We start from the raw sequence: 19,984 nt of genomic DNA on the forward strand, positions 1-19,984 counted from the left end.
CGCCTCACTTCTCGAAAGGCACCGCGCGCGCGACCGCGCCCGCTGGAGTCAGCAGTAGATATCCGGACTCGTTGAACTTGTTGCCCGCGTAAATGGTTACGTACGGGCCGTTCTTCGGTATGCCGAAAGTGCTGTACGCACCGGCGTCGTTGATCTCGACCTCCATATGCGTGACAACGCCGTTGGCCACGCGCAGAGCGCTCGGCGCGCTCGCGAGCGCATCACTGATCGCGGCGACATCCAGCTGCGCGAGATCAACGGCGGTTTTATCGGCCTTGCGACTGGTCACGCTGCTCGACTGCTGGAAGCCGCCGCGGTAGTCGTAGCCGATCAACCGATTCGGCTCGCCCGGCACCGCACGCGACACGGTGGCGTATTCCGGATACAACGTCAGGTCATCGATCTGTAGATCGCCGAATTTGTCGCGGTATTTGCCCAGGAACAGCGTGAGCCCTTCTCGGGTAAGCAGATTCGGCGTCGCGATCACGATCGGTTGCACCGATCCCAGATCCACGACAACCGGTGCTGCGGCAGGGGCGGGTTCGGTATCCGATACACCGCTGGTCAGTACGAAGGCGGCGACCGCGGCGCAGACAGCGCCGGCCCCGACCGCAATCCGATACCAGCGCCGACGATTCGAGCGCGGCGGCTGCGGTGGCAGCGCGGCACCGCTCGGCCGTTGCAGATCGTCGACCAATTGCGCCAGTTCGCCAAGGGTTTTAGCCTCGCCGGCCAGTTCGGTGAGGGTCTGATGCTCATCCTCGCTCAGCTGACCGTCGCCGCGCGCATTGTCGATCAGTTGGCGCGTGGTGTCGCGATCGACATCGCGTGCCCGGGTGTGATCGGAATAACGTCCACCGGTTCCGGCTCGACGCAACGGGTTTCGGGGCGGCGTCGATTCGCTCGACACCAGATCAGCTACGGCGGACGGTACTTGCAGATCACCGACGAGGCGTTCGAGCTCACCGACCGTCCTCGCGGTCTCGGCCTGGGCCGTACGGTCGCGATACTCATCGGCGCCGAGCTGCCCTTCCGCATAGGCCGCATCCAGCACATTGGACGCATTGGCACGGTCGAGGTCGCGCGCGCATACGCCCGGATGCTGCCGTCGACCGCCCGGATGTAGCGGGGGACACGGGAGAATCGTAATCCGTCGACGTCGGTAACACCCCAGTTCAACAATGAATACCGGTCGGTCGATCCCGCACAGCCCAGCGCGGCCCGCGCCCGGCCCCGCTACTCTGGTTCTCGTGCGAATTCAGCGACAGGTGGTCGACTACGCTCTCAAGCGTCGGTCGCTGCTCGCTGACGTCTATGCGGGCCGTGTCGATGTCGCCGAGGTTTGTGATGCCAATCCCTACCTTTTACGTGCGGCGAAGTTCCACGGTCGGGGGAGCGAGGTCACATGCCCTATCTGCCGGAAAGAGCAGTTGACGCTCGTATCCTGGGTCTACGGCGACGGCCTCGGCCCGATGGCGGGATCGGCTCGCACACCAGAGGAATTGATACGCCTGGCCGAGACTCGCGAGGAGTTCTCGGTCCATGTCGTCGAGGTATGCCGGAGCTGCAGCTGGAATCATCTGGTGCAGTCCTATGTGCTCGGTACCGCTCCGTCGCCGACGCGGCGGCGCACGGGCGCCAGGGCCAACCGGCGCACCGCAGCCGAATGATGTGCCAGGTCATCTGCCCGTCGGGTGACATGCGGAGCCTCGACGCGTCCGCCGCGGCGATAATCGCCGCACCGCACCCCGCAGACCGTTACGAGTTATGGAGATCTTGTCAGTGAATTCGCCCTACGAGACTTCCCCCTACGGCGATGAACCGCACGGCGGCCGGACTCAGCGAAGTTCACCACAGCCTCCGAACCCGTATCCCGGGCAGCGACCGGCTGCTCCCCCACCCGGTCGGCCCGGTCCCGGTGGTCCGCGGCCGCCGCAAGGGGGCTATCCCGGTGAGCCACGCGGTCCGCAGCCACCACCGCGTCGACCGGTTCCCCCGCCGCAGGGACGTCCGCCGCAAGGCAGGCCACTACCCGATAACGCCCCGCCCGGCGCGCAGTCCACGCAGAAGATCGAACGTCCGAATCGGCAGCCCGGATCGCCGACCGACGCCGAACGCAACCGCCGCACGGCCCCGCCCACCGGTCCCCGTCCGGCCAGTCCGCGGCCCAGCCAGGATCGTCCCGGCCAAGATCGGCCCGGGGCCCGTCGCCCCAATGGCACCGGCCCCACCACCGGAGAGCGCCGGGCGACCGCGGGCGCGCCGCCCTCGGGACCGCCGCCGCGCCGCAACGGCAGTAATGGTGGTCCGGGCGGGCCGGGCGGTCGTCGTCCCAGTGCGAAGAAGAAGTCGCCGTGGCGGATCGTGCGCCGGGTTATCTACGTCCTGCTAGCCCTTTCCATCGTGTTGCCGAGCGTGATCTTCCTGGTCGCCTACACCACGGTTTCGGTACCCCAGCCGGGCGACCTCAAAACCAACCAGGTCGCGAATATTCTCGCCAGCGACGGCACCACGGTGATCAGCAAGGTCGTGCCGCCGGAAGGCAACCGCACCGATGTCACCATCGACCAGATTCCGCCGCATGTGCGCAATGCCGTGATCGCCGCCGAGGACCGGGACTTCTACACCAACCCGGGCTTCTCGGTTTCCGGCTTCATGCGCGCCGCCCGGGATCAAGCCCTCAACAAGGAGAGCGCGGGCGGTGGCTCGACCATTACCCAGCAGTACGTGAAGAACGCGCTCGTCGGTGACGAACACTCGTTGTCGCGCAAGCTGCACGAGCTGGTCATCTCGGCGAAGATGGCACGCCAGTGGAGCAAGGAGGAAATCCTCGCCGCCTATCTCAACACCATCTACTTCGGTCGCGGTGCGTACGGTATCGACGCCGCCGCCAAGGCCTACTTCGCCAAGCCGGTCTCGGAGCTCACCGTGGCCGAGGGCGCGGTGCTCGCCGCCACCATTCAGCAGCCTTCCGGCCTGGATCCGGAGAAGAACCCCGAGGGTGCGAAGTTCCGTTGGAACTACGTGCTCGACGGCATGGTCGACGGCGGCAATCTGAAGCCCGACGAGCGCAAGGCCCAGCAGTACCCGCAGGTGGTCCCGGTGTCCACCACCAAGGACAAGGGCCTGGACAGCGGACCCGAGGGGCTGATCAAGACCCAGGTGCTCAAGGAGTTGGCGGCCGCGGGCATCAGCGAACAGCAGCTCAATACCGATGGACTGTCGATCACCACCACGATCGATCCGAAGGCGCAGCAGGCAGCCGTCGACGCCGCGCAGAAGAAGATGCAGGGCGAACCGGAAAAGCTGCGTGCCGCGGTCGTTTCGGTGGATCCGAAGACCGGTGCGGTGCGCGCCTACTACGGCGGTGACGACGGTCAGGGCTACGACTTCGCCAATGCCGGTCTGCAGCCAGGATCCTCGTTCAAGGTCTTCGGTCTCGCGGAGAACCTGGAATTGGGCAAACCGCTGTCGGAGATGTACGACAGTTCGCCGATCACCGTGAACGGTATCAAGATCACGAACGTCGAAGGCGAACAGTGCGGCACCTGCACCATCGCCGAGGCGCTCAAGCGCTCGCTGAACACCAGCTTCTACCGCATGGAGCTGGATATGCAGAACGGTCCGCAGAAGATCGCCGATATGGCGCACAAGCTCGGCATTCCGGAGACCATCCCGGGCGTCGGCAAGAGCCTGGTCGAGCCGGACGGTTCCCCGCCGAACAACGGCATCGTGCTCGGTCAGTACCAGGCCCGGGTGCTGGATATGGCCTCGGCCTACGCGACGCTGGCCGCCTCCGGCGTCTACCACGCACCGCACTTCGTCACCAAGGTGACGACCGCCGAAGGACAGGTGCTGCTCGACCGCGGTGATGTGGCCGGTGAGCAGCGGGTCTCGGCGGCGGTCGCCGACAATGTCACCGACGCGATGAAGCCGATCGCCGCATGGTCGCGCAATCACAACCTCGCCAACGGCCGCGAGTCGGCGACCAAGACCGGTACCGCTCAGCTCGGCGACACCGGCGAGAACAAGGACGCCTGGATGGTCGGCTACACCCCGTCGCTGTCCACCGCGGTGTGGGTCGGCTCCATCGATAACTCAGCGCTGCGCAACTACAGCGGCGGCATGGTCTACGGCTCAGGTCTGCCCTCCGATATCTGGAAGGCCACCATGGACGGCGCCCTCGACGGCACCCCCAAGGAAACCTTCCCGAAGCCGGCGCCGATCAAGGGCCAGGCCGGTGTGCCCGCGTGGTCCGCGCCGTTCACCCCGCCCTCGACCACAGAGTCGCCGCTGATTCCGCCGATCCAGATCGTCCCGAATACCATCGACACCCCCTTCGGACCGATCCAGATCCCCGGCGTGCAACCGCAGACCCAGCAGCGCCAGCCGCAACAACAACAGCAACAGCCGGAATCGACACCGCTACCGGGGCAGCCGACAGCCAACCCCGACGGATCGATGCCATCGGCCACTGGATCACCGCAATCCGGTGGTACCGCGAACGGCAACGGCAGCCAGCCGACACGCACCCGGTAGCCTCGGGTGCCGTGACCGAACCGCAACTCGTGGACAAGCGGACGAACGCAAGCGCGCCGCAGGCCGACGGGATGCCGTCCGGTGCAACGCAGTCCGGCGCCGCGCCGCACTATGTCGCGCCCGCGCCGCTGGCACCGGATCTGCGCTCGGCCGACGGCCGGGATCGGCCCAGCCGCAATGATTCGCTGACCGCGCAGCTGAGCACGGTCGTCGGCGGCCCGGTCGGTGACCACGCGCTCATCGGCCGGGTCCGGTTCTGGACACCGATGCGGGTGCTGCTCGCGTTCGCGTTGGTGTTCCTCGCGCTCGGCTGGACCAGTAAGGCACCCTGCATCCAGCAGACGAAGGCGTCCGATGGTTCGCTCACCCTCGACTGGAACAACGGCCGCCAGTACATCGCCATGTGCTACTCCGACACCGTGCCGCTCTACGGCGCGGAACGTCTGAACGAGGGCGCCTTCCCGTACAAGAAGGAATGGACCGAGCAGACACCGGACGGCGGCCGGGAGACCAGGTACATGGAGTACCCGGTGCTGTCCGGGCTCTATCAGTACGCGGCGATGCAGGTCGCCAAGACCTGGGATGCCGCACCGCTGCCCGGTGCGCTGCAGGTGGTCATTTATTTCAATGTGGTCGTGGTGGGTCTGGCCCTCGCCTGGCTGGTCACGGTGTGGGCCTCGGCGCAACTGGCGGGGCGGCGGGTCTGGGATGCCGCACTGGTCGCCTGTTCACCACTGGTGATCGTGCACGCGTTCACCAATTTCGACGCGCTCGCAACGGCTTTCGCCGCCACCGGCCTGCTCGCCTGGGCTCGTCGACGACCGTTGCTCGCGGGTCTGCTGCTCGGACTCGGCGGTGCGGCCAAGCTCTATCCGCTGCTGCTGCTGGGGCCGATCGTGGTGTTGGGCCTGCGCGCCGACCCATTACAGCGGGTGCCGAGCGCACGGCTCGGACTCCGGTTGAGCGATATCGACAGCTGGCGCACCGGACTGACCTGGCTGCGCGAAACCCCGTATCGCACCCAGTTTCTCAGCGCCCGACCGCTCGGTGCGGCCGCGTTGACCGTCGCGGCCGCGGCGGGCACCTGGCTGGTGGTGAATCTGCCGATCGCACTGCTCTATCCCAATGGCTGGCGGGAGTTCTTCCGGCTCAACACCACTCGGCACGCCGATCCGGATTCCATCTACAACGTCATCACGTCATTCACCGGCTGGGCCGGATTCGACGGCGAGATCGGGCATGCCGAACAGCCGACCATCCTGAACCTGGTGTCGCTGCTGGTATTCGTCGCCGCCTGTGCGACGATCGCCTATATCGCGCTCACCGCCCCACGCCGGCCGCGCCTGGCCCAGCTGTGCTTCCTGGTCGTCGCCGCCTTCCTGATCACCAATAAGGTGTGGAGTCCGCAATATTCGCTGTGGCTGGTGCCGCTGGCCGTGCTCGCGCTGCCGCATCGCCGAATTCTGTTGGCCTGGATGACCATCGATGCGCTGGTCTGGGTGCCGCGGATGTTCTACTACCTCGGCCTGGACCGCAAGGGTCTGCCAGAGCAGTGGTTCACCGGCACGGTGGCGCTGCGCGATATCGCCGTGCTCGTGCTGTGCGCCTTGATCATTCGACAGATCTATCGACCGGAGGAGGATCTGGTTCGGCGCGATTTCGTCGACGATCCGGCCGGCGGCGTCCTCGACCGCGCACCGGACCCGCTACTGCCGTGGCTGCCGGAGGCGCTGCGGCCGAGGGCTGCGCTCGGCCGCTAGCGTCTCTCGAAAGGGTCAGCTGGTGCGCAGAAAGCGCGCCTGCCTTGCCGGTTCCCGCGGCAGCAGATCCAGATCCAGCTGCCACGCGCTGCCGGTCCACGGATCGAACAGCGGAGTGCCGTCCACCGTCGGCAGATGACGGCAGGACTGGGACAGCATCGCGACCGTGCCGTCGCTGGACTCGGATTCGTCGGTGCCGACGATCACTGTGGACAGCCCGATCAGATCGCCGCGCACCAATAGCGTCGCGATGCGGTGGGCGTCCGCGCTCTGGTATCCGTGCGGGAAGTCCGCGGCGAGCAATACCCTATGCTCGGTCGGTGGAGTGAAATTCCCACTGGAATAGGCCAATTCGGCCAGATCAGCAGCCTCGACCAGGGTCTGCAGCCGCGCCGAGATATCGGCGAAATCGGTGATCGGCGGACCGTTGAGCACCGGGGTCAGCGGACCGACGAGTTGGCTGAACGCGCCGGTCAGATCGATCATGTCGACCAGGGTGCGCCGACCGGGATCGGCCGCGAGCAGCCGCGCGAGCACCGCACCGACGACCGGGGTCGCCGCGGCCGAAGATTCGGTATCGATCCACAGCGGGCGGGTCAGCGGCACCGGCACGCAGTATGGAATGCGCAGCGGTCCACGCTCATCCGCGTAGAGCTCACCGAGTCGGATGCCGTCGCTCGGCGTCGGCGCTGCGTCCCAGGCCGGCGAATCCCAGGACGCGAGTGACGGCGGCAGTTGCCGATCGGCGTCGGCGAGTTCGCGCATGAGTGCCTCGCTATCGCGAAGGTGGTTCCCCTCCGCGGTGGCGATCAGGTCATCGCAGCGACGCTGTGCGGCCTGCCTGGCCTCCTCGGCGGCCGGGGTGTTCCTGGTCGCCGGATCCGAAACCGCCGCGGACAGTTCCTGATCCAGCCGCTGCATGGCGTAGTCGCGCGCGGAGATGAGCGCGGCGGCCGAGCGCGCGGCATCCTCGAAGATCATCCACAGGCGTTCGAGTCCGTGCGCGACCTCGAGCGGTGCCGGCCCGACGGCCCGGGACTCACCGGGACCGCTGATGGTGTCCTGGCCGCTGGCCCGGCCCGGATTTCCGACCGGTTCGGCGCCCCGCAGATCGGCGGGGCTGTGTTGCCCGGACTGCGGTGTCGCCGGTTCGTCGATCTCGACGCCGTGCGCGGTGAGCAGCACGGCGAGCCCGCCGGCATAGCCCTGTCCAACCGCACGCAACTTCCACTCCGAGCCGCGCCGATATACCTCGAGGCAGATCAGCGCGGTCTCGCCCGCGGACGGATTGATCGCGAATTCGGCTGTGGCGATATCGTTTACGGCGAGTTCCGCGGTGACCTCGCCGAGTCCACCGGGTTGTCCGGGCGCGGCCGGATCCACGCTGACCACCAGCAGTACCGCTTTGGCATCGGAACGCACCTCGGCGAGCCGGATGGTGACGCCGTCCTCGGCCAGCGTCACCCCCGCGGTCTCGGTCTGGTTGTAGAACACGAAATCGCCGGTCTCGAAGACCCTTAAATTCTCCGCCACCACCAGCGCCGAAACATCCAGGGCAGCCCTGGCCTTCGCGCTGAATCGAACGACATCGCCGGTCAGCACCATATTCTGACCGGCCTTCAGCTGAATCACGTTGTCCGCCCCGTTATTTCGTGCAGTTATCGCTCAATTACCCAGGAATCGGCCCAGCTGTGGCACCGCCTCACCGGGATGCTTGGCCTGGAAGCCCTCGCCGAGCGCCTGCAACTTCCAATCGTTGCCGACCCGGAACAGCTTCGCCATCGCCATCGCGGTGAACGGCATACCGCCTGCCATGGTGTACCTGGCCAGCTCGCCGTTGTTTGCGCCATCGACCAAGCGGCAGAACGCATTCTGGACTTGTTCGAAGGTGTGACCCTTATAGGAGGTCACGATGAACACCAGGGTGCTGACATGCGCCGGGATGCGGGTCAGGTCGACCAGGATCACCTCGTCGTCACCCTCGCCCTCACCGGTGAGGTTGTCCCCCTGGTGCCGAACCGAGCCGTCCTTGGAGGTCAGCTGGCCGTAGTAGGCGACATCCACCACGTTCATATCGGCGAACATCACCACCGACGCGTCGAGATCGATATCGACGGTCCGGTTACCGAACATGCCGCGGCTGCGCACCGGATCCCAGCCCAGACCCATCTTCACGAAGGTCAGTGCGGTGCCGCCCTCCTTGCGCAGGGTGACCCGCTGGCCCTTGACCAGGCTGACCGGACGATCCTTGCTCAGGCTGACCTCGCTGGGCGGCTGCTGCTGCGCGGCGGGCTGGGCAGGCGGCGGATAGCCCTGGCCCGGTCCGGGCTGAGCTGGCGGCGGGTAACCACCGGGTCCGGGCGGCGGCGGATAACCTTGACCGGGCGGCGGATAGCCGGGCCCGCCCTGCGGATAGCCCTGCTGTGTCGGCGGGTACTGCGGTTGCTGCTGCGTCGGATACGCGGGCTGGGGCGGGTAGCCCGGTCCCGGCTGGGCGGGCTGGTAGGACGGAGGCGGCGGGACCTGCGTCGCGGCCGGAGACTCGTCGACGGTGACACCGTGATCTGTGACCAGCGCCGCGAAACCACCCGCGTAGCCCTGGCCGACCGCGCGCACTTTCCACTCACTCTGCCGCCGGTACAGCTCGAGCGCGATCACGATCGACTCGGTGTTCAAACCGTCGATGCGGTACTCGTACAGCTGATTACCCGCCGAATCCGACACGATCGCGGTCGGCGCGGGAAACCGGCCGAAATTGCTGGTCGCATCGTCCAGGGTGATCACCGCGCGGATCTGCGCGATATCCGCGGGCACCGCATTCAGCGAGACCGCCAGTGACGCAGGCTGCCCGGCCGGCGCGGGCTGTAGGTTCACCCCGGGGCCATTGGGCTGATTGAAGAAGACGAAGTCCGCATCGGAGCGGACCTTCCCCGACTCGGTGACCAATAGCGCGGAAAGATCCGCGGGTGCGGTCAGCTGGACGGAGATCACCACGTCATTGGTGGCCAGCGGGCCATTCTGACCCTTGGCGAGTGTTGCGGACAAGTTCGACCCTTCGCTTGTCGGTGCGTACGGTGCCACTCTACGAGAAACGTGCCGCACACGATCCGAAGTAACTCCTCGCCGTGGCCCGTACGGGTACTCCAAGATCGGTTAGGGTGGCGAAACGCGGTCGGAATGGCGGGCGATATACCCGTGTTCCCCTACCAGACAGCAGGCAAACTCCCTATGGCGCAACTGTTCGAGCAATCGAAAAAGGTGATCGAGGCACACCTCGCCGGATCGAGTATCCGGGCGATTTCCGGTTCGATGGTCGCCTACGAAGGAAATGTGCAGTTCAAATCGGCCGGTTTCGGCGGCGGCGACGGCGTACTCGCCGGGCTCAAGCGCCGCGCCACCGGCGAGAAACTGTCACTGATGGAATGCAGCGGCAACGGCCGGGTCTTCTTCGCGGTCAACGGTCAGCACGTGACCGTGGTGAATCTGAATAACGAGACCCTGCAGGTCGAATCGCAGCAGTTGCTGTGCTTCGCCGGAAACCTGCGCACCGACGTGCGTTTCGCCGGTCTGCGCGGTGCGTCCTCGGGTGCTGGTCTGTTCACCACCACGGTGACCGGACAGGGACAGGTGGCACTGCTCTCGGCGGGCGGTCCGCTGATCCATCTGGAGGTTTCGCCGCAGTATCCGCTGATCGTGGATCCGGATGCCTTCGTGGCCTGCCGCGGCAATCTCAATCAGTCGTTCGTGACCGATGTTTCGTGGCGCACCTTCGTCGGCCAGGACGCGGGTGAGGCGTTCTCGCTGCGCTTCGACGGTCAGGGCCTGGTGTTGATCCAACCGGCGGAACGGTAAGGGGCCAGCGATGTTCGAGAAGGTCAACGGCAAGGTCGTCAAGGTCAACGTCGGGATGGCGGGCGGTGTGGTCGCGCGCAACGGCGCGATGCTGTTCTACACCGGCGATATTTCCTTTGCGCCGCATCAGATTCCAGGAGCCGCACCCGGCATGGGCGGTGGCGGCATTATGCGGATGGCGGGTCGGATGATGGCCGGTGAGCACGAGCGCACCATGTTGGCCACCGGTAATGGCGAGGTGCACTACGGGTTCGCCGGGCTGGAAGTACATGTGGTGCAGATGCAGCCGGGCGCGGTGCTGCGCGTGGAGGCCTCGCGGCTGCTGGCCAATACCGCCGCGCTGCAGAGTTCGATTGTGTCGGTGATGAGTTCGGGCGGCGGTGGTGGCGGCGGCGGGCTGATGGGTGCGTTGCGCGGCGCGGCCAGTGGTGCGCTGACCGGTCAGGGCATGTTCACCACGCAGCTGTCCGGACAGGGCGCGGCGGTGCTGCTGGCACATGGCGGATTCCTGGAGTTGCCGGTGGGCGGGCCGAATCCGATCGTGGTGGACCCGCAGGCCTTCGTAGCCGCTTACGGCAATGTGCAGACCGAGTTGAAGACGGCGTTGAGCTGGCGCGATGCGGTGGGTCGCGGTTCCGGTGAGGCGATGCAATTGCATTGCGTCGGACAGGGTGTCGTTTACGTGCAGGCCTCGGAAGAGAAGTTGTGAACCATGACCGATATCTTGAATCCGCTGAATCTCGGTGAGAGCGACAATCTTCCGGGCAACAGCTACGCCTACTGCATCGACCTCAACAAGCCGTGGTTCATGCGCAAGGGCGCGATGATCGCCTACTACGGCGATATGCGGTTCCAGATGCTCACCCACGGATTGCAGGGCGGGCTGCTCCAGATGGTCTCGCAGCAGTTCTCCGCACCGCTGTTCACCGGCGACTATGTGATCGCGGAGGGCCACGGCAAGCTGATCATCGGCGACCGCGGTTACGACATCAATTCCTATGACCTCGAAGACAACGGCAACCTGACCATCCGCGCCGCGAATCTGCTCGCCTTCGAGCCCGGACTGTCACTTAATCAGTCCATCGTCCCGGGATTTCTGACCCTCATCGGCACCGGCAAATTCCTTGCCTCCTCCAATGGCCCGGTCATGTTCGCCGAACCGCCGCTGCGCGTCGATCCGGAGGCCCTTGTCGGCTGGGCGGATTGCCCTTCCCCCAGCCACCACTACGACCAGCGCTGGGTCTCCAGCTTCCTGGCCGCCGGTGCGGCGCGGTTCGGGGTGAACTCCGGTGAGGAGCGCCAGTTCGACTTCACCGGTGCCGGAACGGTTCTCATCCAGTCCAGTGAGAAGATCCTCAGCGATTCCGCGCTGGTCCGCACCATCGAGGGGCAATTGCAGAGCGGTGTGACCGTCGGCGGCCTACAGCGATTGCAGGGTATCATCGCCCAGCAATTGAGTGCTCAACAGCAAACTTACTGATCCCATGGAATCTGATAATCTGATTCTATGAAGGTGATGACCGCGACCGAGGTTGCACGCAACTTGTCTGCGGTGCTGGATCAAGCCGAACATGGCGAGACCATCTCGATTACCCGGGGCGGCCGCCGTATCGCCATGCTCGCGCCCGCGTCACGGACCAACGGCGCCGACCTGATCGCGTTCTTCGCTGAACACGAGCCCCTCGAAGGCTTTGGCGATGATGTAGAGAGCGCCCGTGGCACCCTTACCGATGGAGTGAGCGCCGAGTGGGACGACGACTGATCCTCGACACGGGCGTGGTAATCGCGGCTGAACGGAAGAGACTCGATCTGTCACAAGTGCTACAAGCCGACGATGACGTCGCGATCGCCATGATCACGGCTTCAGAGCTATACCTGGGAGTCGAGCTGGCGAACGCCCCGCGTCAAGGCGCCCGCAAGTCGTTCGTCGATGCTTTCCTCGCCGCCACGCCGATCGAGGACCACACCCTAGATGTGGCTCGGGAGCACGCCCGGCTGATGGCGCACGTACGGCGCACAGGCAGGCCACGGGGAGCTCACGATCTCATAATCGCCGCCACGGCGGCAACGACGACCCGCACCGTCGTCACCACAGACGCGAAGGCAGACCTCGGCACCCTGCCAGGCGTGAACTGCCTTGTGTACATGCCGACACGCTGACGACCGCCGACCGCGAGCGACAACCGGCCGATAATCCATGCTTCGACCGCCCCGTGCTGGTTTCACCATCAGGAGGTCGCGGCCAGCCCGAAACGCTCCGCGAACGCCGACATTTCGTCGAACTGCACGGCCTGGTCAGTGGCGGTAGCGCCGACAATGATCCGGGTCACGCCTTGCGCGGCGAATCCGTCGACCCGATCCTGCGGCATATCGATCGATCCCCATCGGGTGTATTCCAGTGTGGCCGGATCTCGGCCCGCCGCAACGGCGGTGGACTTCGCCAGATCCCACTGGTGCGCACGTTCGGCGGGCATCAGCATCCCGCCCGGGAAGTAGCCATCGCCGCGTCGTCCCACCCGCCGCGCCGCCGCCCGACTCGATCCGCCGATATGGATCGGCAATTGGTCCCCACCATGGGGTTTCGGGTATACGCACAGCTTGTCGAACGAAAAGAATTCGCCGTGGAAGTCGACACCATCCGCACCGCCGCCCCACAGCAGGCGCAGCACATCGATCGCCTCTTCGGTTCGACGACCACGGGATGCGAAGTCCACCCCCACCGCAGCGGCCTCCCCCGGCAAGGTGCCGAGTCCGACTGTCAGCAAACGCATTCGTCCCTTGGACAGCACATCGATGGTCGCCAGCCGCTTGGCGAGTACCACCGGATGCCGATAGGGCAGCAGCAGCACACCGGTGCCCAACAGGATCCGGTCCGTTGCCGCGGCGACGAAACTCAGACAATCGAGCGGATCGGGAAACGGCAGTGTCGGTGGCATTTCGTACTCGCCGACCACCGCACCTGGATACAGCGCGATATGATCCGGCAGGTAGATCGACTCGAACCCGCATGCCTCGGCGTGTTGCGCGAACGCCGTCAGCCGGTCCGGATCGCTACCGTAATACGGTGTGCTGTAATTGATTCCGAATTTCATCGGGACACCGCCGCCGCGTCGAGCTGGTCGCGCAGTTGCGCTCGCACCGCATGCAACCGATCGATGGCGGCCTCGACTTCGTCGAGTTTGCGCCGCAATGTCGCCACCGAATCCGGGCAGACATCCCCTGAGGTATTTCCGGCACGAATGCACGCGACGAACGGGCGGATATCGTCGAGATCGAAGCCCACGTCGAGCAGTCTCCGGATCTTGTGGACGACCTGCAGTTCCGACTCGTCATAGACGCGATACCCATTGGTGCAGCGCCGCGCCCGCACCAAGCCGTGCTCCTCGTAGTAGCGCAGCGTCCTGGTACTCGTCCCGACCCGCTCGGCCAGCTCACCGATCAGCATTCGACCTCCTTCACAACCCGTCGGGACAACGCTAAACCTTGTCGCCGGTGTCAAGGCAAGGATCGGCTAGGCGGCTTCCGGTGCGGCCTTGATGAACCAGTTGATGATTTCCTCGCCCGCGAGAATTCCGGAGGCGCGGGTGATGGTCAGGTTGGGGTGGGTCCAGTTGAGTTGTTCGAGTTCGCCGTGGCGCGGACGGATGGCCGAATCCGCGGTGCGCAGCATTTCGGCGTCCAGGGCGCCGTCACCTGCGGCGAGAGTCATGGCCGCATCGGTGAGTTCACCGTTTTCGACCAGGCGACGGCGGACTTCCCGCACCGCATGACTCTTACAGACGGCCAGGGGCATCGTGTAGATCTTGCGTCCCTGCTGGGAAACGGACCAGCCGCGCGGACGGCACCACGCATCCCATTCGGCGAGGAAGCCATTGGGTACTTCCTTGGGCTTCACCACCAGGTAGGTGAACAGATGATCGGCGACCCGGAATTTGGTGACCCAGGAATCGTCGATCCGCGCACGCAGTTCGGTATTCACCTCCGACAATGTCGCGCCACTCGCCCGCACCTGCGCGTCGATATCGATGCGCCAGCGCATATCCGGCACACCGTCGACCAAGATGTTCCCGCCATTGCTCGTGATCGCATATCGCCAGGGTGCGCCGGGCAATTGGATACGTTCGAACTGCTTGATGGTCCGAGTGGTGGTGGGTATGACGGCGGCGGGTTCGGTCAGGGTCTGCATACGCAGGGCGGCAGTGGTGGTCATGAACGACAGCGGCGCGCCCTCGAGGTGTTCCACACACACCATCGGCACGTCGGACGTGGCGTGGAAAGCGTTGCGCGAGTAGATCATCGTTCGGTCCAGATCGGTGGCGATCAGAGCGCGTCTTCGTAGTTTTCGCAAATGCATTATTGCTGTACGTCCTTGATCAATCCCATGCACGAATAGGCCAAGTCCGCTACGACCTCGACCGGAACACCGCGGGCCGCGGCGAGCAGACGGATATGCGCGTGCTCCGGTGCGTCCGCCGCACGAACCAGCACCCGCCACGGCAGCCGCCGCAGCAACACCCGAGTCGTCTCGCCGACACCGGGTTTCACGAAATTCACGCTGGCTACGCCGTATTCCTCCCGCACCTTGTCGACCGAGGCCCAGCCGACCCAGGTCGGTGTCCGGTCCTCGGCGAGCACGGCGGCCAGTTCGGCGGGCACGCGATCCCGGATCGTGTCGAAGGCGGCGCTCACGGTGTCGAGCAGGCGACCGGAAACATCGTCGGCCGCCAGTTCGCGGTAGAACTTCGCACCGTGGAAATCGCCGGGACCGATCAGCGTGTCATTGAGCACCGTGCGCGAAATCAGCCCCGACACTGTCGAATTCAGGCAGGCAGAGGCAATCAGGAAATCGTCTCTAGTGCCGTAGGTGCGCACGCAATGTCCCGGGTCGGCGAGCACGGCGAGCTCGTCATTGAAGCGGGCGCCGCCCATGGCGTGGTAGGCGTCCAGCGCTTCGGTGAGTTCCCGAGTAATGGCACCTTTACCGGTCCAGCCGTCGACGAACACCACCGAGGCCGGATCATGGTGGCGGGCAAGATAGTCCAGTGCGACCGCGTCGATACCGCGATCGCGCACGATGGACACCGCATAGTGCGGCACCTCGAGACTGCGAGACCGCAGCCAGCGGCGCATGAGAATTCCGATCGGCGTACCCGCTCGCGCCAGTGAAACCAGCACGATATCGGTACCGCGTTCGGCGACAACGAGTTCAGATACCGTCGCAACGGCGAGCGCGAGCCGCTCGGCACTTTCGGCCAATACCTCGTCGAACAGCGAACGATATGTGGCATCGGGCTGATATTCGATCGGCAGCGATTCCGCATAATGCGCGGCACCGGACTGGATCCGACGTTCCCGCTCGGCCACATCGGCCTCGAGGTCGACCTCGGACAGATCCTTCAGCAGCCAGGAAACCTCCTCGGCCGCATACGATCCGAAGGCCGGTCCGTGCAATGGAACGGGCAGGTCCAAGGCGGATTGCGGTGAGACATTCGGTTCCGGCACAGCGTTCGACCTCATAACACCCTCTGTTCGGGATCGGTTCGTTCCGCGCGCAAAACCCGCGGATCCGCACCTGGAAGCACCGCAAGTACGACATCGTCACCGGATGCCGTCAGCACATCGATCAGCCCGCCTTCGGCACGCAGTTCATCGGTGTCGGCAGGTGCATCTATGACGACAACCAGCACCGGCTCGACGCGGACCGACCGCACACCAACGGCCCCGGCCAGCCCGGGACTATCCACAGCGCCCTCACTCAGCGCAGAGCCCGTACCCAGCGCAACACCCTCACCCAGCGCAACACCCTCACCTAGCGCCACCCCATAGCCCAGCTCCACCCCATCGCCCAGCTCCACGCCATCGTTCAGCCCCACGCCCTGATCCAGCGCAATGCCCTCACCTAGCGCCACCCCATCGCCCAGCTCAACGCCATCGTTCAGCCCCACGCCCTGATCCAGCGCAACGCCGTCGCCCAGCACAGCGCCGCCACCCAGCGCAACGCCCTCACCCAGCGCCACCCCATCGCCCAGCTCCACGCCATCGTTCAGCCCCACGCCCTGATCCAGCGCAACGCCGCCACCCAGTGCCACGCCCTCACTCCGCGCAACGCCCTCACTCCGCGCAACGCCCTCACTCCGCGCCACGGTCTCGCCCAGCGCCGCAAGTTCGGAAAGCGCATCCTCGATCCAGTGCGCGTTGTACAGATAACGCGGTTCCGCCTCACCGGCTTCGGGCGCGGTGAACCGAAACCCGCGCCGCAGCGGATACCCGGGCTCATCCAGCACATACGCGGGCGAGCGAGTCGTCGTCTGAAACCGCGTCGGAATGCCGGAATCGGCAAGTTCGGCCGCCAACCGCAACGGCAGATACATCAGCTCTTCGTGCCCGAGCACAATCGCGGGGCGACCGGCGAAATCATCGGCGAGCCGAACCCGCAACGCCTCGGCGGCACGCAGCAGCGCCGCCTCGAACGCATCGGTATCGGAACGCAAAATGCCGTGCCGACCACCTTCGGGAACCGAAGCAGGCCAAGGTAACTCGATACGGTCGAATGAACCGCGTTGCGCTGCGGTGGGATTCAACGCCGGATCCGGCATGGATGACACCGTCTCGACCAGATCCTGCGGCAGCAACGTACGTCCGGAAGCCAGACACACCGTGTCGATCCGCGCACCCAACTTCTCGGCCGCCGCCTCGAACCGCGCCCGGTCGCCCTCGGTCCGCATATCCACCAGCGACGCAAGCACATAGTGCGCGCGCGGGGAAAACGCGTGCAATGCCCGAACCGCATCGATCGCCGTATCACCGGTGGAGATCTCGTCGTCGACGAGTACCAGCGGCAGATCGTTGACGAAGATATCGGCGGGTGCGGGCTGCAGCAGATGCGAGGTGGCGTGCGAATGGCCCTCCTCGAAGCCGGTCAGAGTGGTCGCATCGGGCACCTCGCGACGGGTCGAATGCAAATAGCATCCGGCGCCGATCCGCGCGGCCACACAATGTCCCAAACCCGTTGCGGTCTCGGCGAAACCGAGCACCACCGCCTCGCGATCAGCCAGCACGTCACGCACCAGATCGCCCAGTCGATTGCCCGCACCGAGCACAACCCGCGGATCCGTCGGCAGATGTTTCCCCAGAACCGTCGAAACCAGCAGGTGCGCGCGCCGTGGATTACGCCGCAACCCCGGCTGAATCAAGGTGGCGATGGGCAATTCGGCGGGCAGCACGTCAACCGAGCCGCCCCCATGCGAGCGCTCGTGCCGCAACTCGATACCCAAATTCGTTGTCGCCCAGGGGTCGATATTCATTCAGTTACCAACGCTGTCAATAAATCCACGAACGAAACACCCTTATTCGCGACACCGAAAACCCGCGCCCGCAGCAGCGTCTGACGTGCCCAACTGCGATGCGGCCGCATCTCGTTCATCTTGTTCCGATATCCGGACGCCGCCACCCCGCCGACATCGACCTGCAGAATGTCGAGCGCATCCGAATACTCCTCATGGGTCACCACCGATAGCGCGTGCACGGCCGCGACATGCGACGGATGAATGACCGTCTTGCCCTGGATCCCATTGGCCCGGTCGAGCGTGATCTCCCGTAGTAGCCCGTCCAGATCGCGACTGACCAGATAGCGCCGGAACGGCACCGCATCGGACTCCTCGAACGGCGCGGTACGCAGCAGCGGCCGGAACATCCGCTCGTGGTCGGCGAAGTATTCCCAGACCGGCCCGGTGATCACGAAACCCGTACCGTCGGAACGCCCCAGGTAATTCACGATATCGGCGATGACATCCGCGACCACCCGCACGTCGTAGATGGTCAGATCCCGGTCACGCCGAATACCGAAGGTCGAGCACATATCCGTCGCACCGATGCGTACCGCGAGTATCCGCTCCCGATACTCGCCCAACAGCGCCGCGATCTGGGTCAGCTCCTGATCCCGGGTCTGGCGATGCACCAGCGCGGGCGATTCGAGCACGGGCATGCCGTACACCGGCCTGTTCAACCGTTCGGCGGCCGCCTCGAGCGCGGCGAGATACTTCGGACCGCTCGCACTGTCGAATTTCGGAAAGACGAAGCCAGTCAGTGCCATCGCACCGGTACCGAGCTGTTCGACGATTTCGGTCACGGTGTCGGCATCGCGGACCCGGACGAACAGCAGCGGATTCGGATCCTGGCTGTCGGCAAGTAGATTCAGCGTCTCGACGGTCTGTCGTTTGGCGAATTCCACCTCGTGGTCGGCGACGGCGTCCTCTAGGTCGATGACCATCGAGCACACACCGCGGGCGGCTCGCTTGCTTATCGTCGGCGCGAGGTCGGCGCGGGTCGCCGGCGCATACAGCGTGGCGCCGAGCGCGAACGCCAGAATTTCCCGATCGGCATCTTCGCCGAACGGTTCCGGTTGTCTATGGAACAGGCGCCGCGCCTCCGGGCCGTGCAGCTGGCGAAAATGGCGCAGCGGCAATTGCTTTCGCAGGGAAACCCGTTGCTGGACGACGATGCTCGCGGTCATCGCTTCGCTGTCCTCATCCCTGATGGCGGTGGCCGCATAAACTCTGGCCTCATTCTCGTCGTGGTCCTGCTTGCTTTCTCATTCGATCCACTACCCCGGCTACGAACTCCGCGACGGTATCCAATTCGGCCACATAGGCCCAGTAGTCGGGATGACGCCCCGACAGGTTTTCGGTGATTCGATCGATCCGCTCCACCTGTGCGTCGAGCACAGATCCCCATTCGCCGACGAGCCCGCGGCTCACCGCGAGCATTTGTGCGTCCCGCAGCCGAAATCGTACGGCCTTGGCCTTCTCTTGCGGATTCTCACGGACCTCGCGCAGCAATGTCAGCCGTTTGATGACGGCGTCGATCAGATGTTCGGCCTCGGTGAGGTATCCCCGTGCGGATGTGGTCAGATCAAGTGCAGACTCCGGATTGTTTTCGGCCGCCGCCGCACGCGCCCGCACCAGGGCGGCATCCGCGGCATCGATGGCCTTCATGCTTTCCGGCCCATTGTTAGCCAGATCCGCCGAACTCGCAGCATTGAATTCGCGCAGCATCTCCGAGTAGGCCGGAGCCACCCGCTCGCCGCGGGTGCGCACCGCGGACAATCTGGTGGCCACCGAGGTAATCGCATTGGCCGCCGCCGCGGCCCGAGATGGCGCCTGCGCCAATGCTTCTGCCAGCACTTTCGTCTCCGATTCCAGGCGGCTGGCGGCTTCCCGGATACGCACGGCGGGCACCTCGGAACCGAGCGCCTCTAGTGTGAGCAGCGCCTCATCAACCGCCGCCGCATGCTGGCGCACCGAGGGGTAGCCAGCGTATTCGGATTCGGCGGCCTGCCTGCGCACACCCGCCGCCGCGATCTTCACCTGCCGCGCGAATTGCGGCACCGTGCCGAGCACCGCGACGGCATTTTCGAGCTGAGGCTGATTACCGCGATAGAACTCGTCGACCGCCCGGGCCGCGTCGGTCAACTGCCGCACCAGGGTGTCCACCCGCGGCTGGCCCTGCGGCATCGGCGTGTCGTCGCGCTCTGCGTTATCCAGTTCCTCGGTGAACGTCAGATATGCGTCCGCGGCGTCATAGCATCTGCTGCGCACGGATTCCCATTTCGCGCTCATCCGTCGCTCCGGGAAGACCTGTTCGCAGGCGTACACCGCAGTCTCGGCCGCACTCTGGCGCTGATCCATATCCAGGAACGCGGCCGCCAGTGCGGACCGCGCCTGTGCAATCCATTCATTGTTCCCGGACGAACGGAACCATCCGCGCCTACGGCCTGCCACGCCCCGATGTTAGGCGGTGGACCGGTTCGCCGGGGATGCAGCAGTTCCTACGCA

The 19,984-nt window shown here is 65.3% G+C and carries 18 protein-coding genes and 1 pseudogene; 8 read left to right on the forward strand and 11 right to left on the reverse strand.

Annotation, left to right across the window (positions count from 1 at the left end; translation table 11 throughout):
* Positions 1 to 4: 4 nt before the first annotated feature.
* Together ACIBG0_RS09510 and ACIBG0_RS09515 are read right to left on the reverse strand one after the other, a co-directional pair.
* Entirely contained in the window at positions 5 to 910 is a 906-nt protein-coding gene (locus ACIBG0_RS09510; protein ID WP_397031223.1) for a DUF1707 domain-containing protein, read from the reverse strand.
* Between the two features lie 84 nt (positions 911 to 994).
* A pseudogene (locus ACIBG0_RS09515) lies at positions 995 to 1,054 on the reverse strand (hypothetical protein); the annotation flags it as partial.
* Between the two features lie 196 nt (positions 1,055 to 1,250).
* On the opposite strand from ACIBG0_RS09515, the gene ACIBG0_RS09520 reads away from it, so the two are divergent.
* The 3 genes from ACIBG0_RS09520 to ACIBG0_RS09530 all read left to right on the forward strand — a co-directional run bounded on the left by ACIBG0_RS09520 (position 1,251) and on the right by ACIBG0_RS09530 (position 6,299).
* Positions 1,251 to 1,670 (forward strand): DUF5318 domain-containing protein, encoded by a 420-nt coding sequence (locus tag ACIBG0_RS09520; RefSeq protein ID WP_397030895.1) that lies wholly within the window; start codon positions 1,251 to 1,253, stop codon positions 1,668 to 1,670.
* 730 nt (positions 1,671 to 2,400) lie between these two features.
* Positions 2,401 to 4,539 carry a transglycosylase domain-containing protein gene (locus ACIBG0_RS09525; protein WP_397031225.1) on the forward strand — a complete coding sequence of 713 codons (2,139 nt, stop codon included), beginning with the start codon at positions 2,401 to 2,403 and terminating at the stop codon, positions 4,537 to 4,539.
* 71 nt (positions 4,540 to 4,610) lie between these two features.
* A complete protein-coding gene (locus tag ACIBG0_RS09530) occupies positions 4,611 to 6,299 on the forward strand; it encodes a glycosyltransferase family 87 protein (protein WP_397031226.1) in 1,689 nt (562 codons plus the stop codon).
* A gap of 15 nt (positions 6,300 to 6,314) precedes the next feature.
* On the opposite strand, the gene ACIBG0_RS09535 is transcribed toward ACIBG0_RS09530, so the two are convergent.
* Together ACIBG0_RS09535 and ACIBG0_RS09540 are read right to left on the reverse strand one after the other, a co-directional pair.
* Positions 6,315 to 7,931 (reverse strand): TerD family protein, encoded by a 1,617-nt coding sequence (locus ACIBG0_RS09535; RefSeq protein ID WP_397030896.1) that lies wholly within the window; start codon positions 7,929 to 7,931, stop codon positions 6,315 to 6,317.
* Positions 7,932 to 7,964: 33 nt separating this feature from the next.
* On the reverse strand, positions 7,965 to 9,344 hold the full coding sequence (locus ACIBG0_RS09540) for a TerD family protein (protein WP_397030898.1): 1,380 nt from the start codon (positions 9,342 to 9,344) through the stop codon (positions 7,965 to 7,967).
* Between the two features lie 183 nt (positions 9,345 to 9,527).
* Here ACIBG0_RS09540 and ACIBG0_RS09545 point away from each other — a divergent pair, with 183 nt between their 5' ends.
* Genes ACIBG0_RS09545 through ACIBG0_RS09565 form a run of 5 tightly spaced genes read left to right on the forward strand, consistent with a single transcriptional unit; the run spans position 9,528 to position 12,311 of the window.
* Positions 9,528 to 10,151 (forward strand): AIM24 family protein, encoded by a 624-nt coding sequence (locus tag ACIBG0_RS09545; protein WP_062981783.1) that lies wholly within the window; start codon positions 9,528 to 9,530, stop codon positions 10,149 to 10,151.
* 10 nt (positions 10,152 to 10,161) lie between these two features.
* Positions 10,162 to 10,860, forward strand: coding sequence for an AIM24 family protein (locus ACIBG0_RS09550; RefSeq protein WP_397030899.1), 699 nt, complete (start codon positions 10,162 to 10,164; stop codon positions 10,858 to 10,860).
* A 3-nt stretch (positions 10,861 to 10,863) separates the two neighbouring features.
* On the forward strand, positions 10,864 to 11,631 hold the full coding sequence (locus ACIBG0_RS09555) for an AIM24 family protein (RefSeq protein ID WP_397030901.1): 768 nt from the start codon (positions 10,864 to 10,866) through the stop codon (positions 11,629 to 11,631).
* 27 nt (positions 11,632 to 11,658) lie between these two features.
* Complete coding sequence (locus ACIBG0_RS09560) at positions 11,659 to 11,913, forward strand: type II toxin-antitoxin system Phd/YefM family antitoxin (protein ID WP_397030903.1); 255 nt, start codon at positions 11,659 to 11,661, stop codon at positions 11,911 to 11,913.
* On the forward strand, positions 11,898 to 12,311 hold the full coding sequence (locus ACIBG0_RS09565) for a PIN domain-containing protein (protein ID WP_397030905.1): 414 nt from the start codon (positions 11,898 to 11,900) through the stop codon (positions 12,309 to 12,311). Before ACIBG0_RS09560 ends, ACIBG0_RS09565 begins: the two co-directional genes overlap by 16 nt.
* 68 nt (positions 12,312 to 12,379) lie before the next feature.
* On the opposite strand, the gene ACIBG0_RS09570 is transcribed toward ACIBG0_RS09565, so the two are convergent.
* The 7 genes from ACIBG0_RS09570 to ACIBG0_RS09600 form a co-directional block, all read right to left on the reverse strand.
* Entirely contained in the window at positions 12,380 to 13,243 is an 864-nt protein-coding gene (locus ACIBG0_RS09570; protein WP_397030907.1) for an LLM class F420-dependent oxidoreductase, read from the reverse strand.
* Positions 13,240 to 13,596, reverse strand: coding sequence for a MerR family transcriptional regulator (locus ACIBG0_RS09575; RefSeq protein WP_397030909.1), 357 nt, complete (start codon positions 13,594 to 13,596; stop codon positions 13,240 to 13,242). The genes ACIBG0_RS09570 and ACIBG0_RS09575 overlap by 4 nt, the downstream gene beginning before the upstream one ends.
* A 66-nt stretch (positions 13,597 to 13,662) precedes the next feature.
* Positions 13,663 to 14,505, reverse strand: coding sequence for an HAD family hydrolase (locus ACIBG0_RS09580; RefSeq protein WP_397030911.1), 843 nt, complete (start codon positions 14,503 to 14,505; stop codon positions 13,663 to 13,665).
* Entirely contained in the window at positions 14,505 to 15,614 is a 1,110-nt protein-coding gene (locus tag ACIBG0_RS09585) for a cysteine protease StiP family protein (RefSeq protein ID WP_397031228.1), read from the reverse strand. The genes ACIBG0_RS09580 and ACIBG0_RS09585 overlap by 1 nt, the downstream gene beginning before the upstream one ends.
* Positions 15,615 to 15,664: 50 nt before the next feature.
* Positions 15,665 to 17,455: a phosphoribosyltransferase domain-containing protein gene (locus tag ACIBG0_RS09590; RefSeq protein ID WP_397030912.1), complete on the reverse strand. Its 1,791-nt coding sequence runs from the start codon at positions 17,453 to 17,455 to the stop codon at positions 15,665 to 15,667.
* On the reverse strand, positions 17,452 to 18,663 hold the full coding sequence (locus tag ACIBG0_RS09595; protein WP_397030913.1) for an HpcH/HpaI aldolase/citrate lyase family protein: 1,212 nt from the start codon (positions 18,661 to 18,663) through the stop codon (positions 17,452 to 17,454). The genes ACIBG0_RS09590 and ACIBG0_RS09595 overlap by 4 nt, the downstream gene beginning before the upstream one ends.
* Positions 18,664 to 18,712: 49 nt before the next feature.
* Positions 18,713 to 19,930: a hypothetical protein gene (locus tag ACIBG0_RS09600; RefSeq protein WP_397030915.1), complete on the reverse strand. Its 1,218-nt coding sequence runs from the start codon at positions 19,928 to 19,930 to the stop codon at positions 18,713 to 18,715.
* Positions 19,931 to 19,984 lie beyond the last annotated feature (54 nt).

The sequence above is a fragment of the Nocardia sp. NPDC050630 genome (genome assembly GCF_044457245.1).
In the GTDB taxonomy this organism is placed as follows: domain Bacteria; phylum Actinomycetota; class Actinomycetes; order Mycobacteriales; family Mycobacteriaceae; genus Nocardia.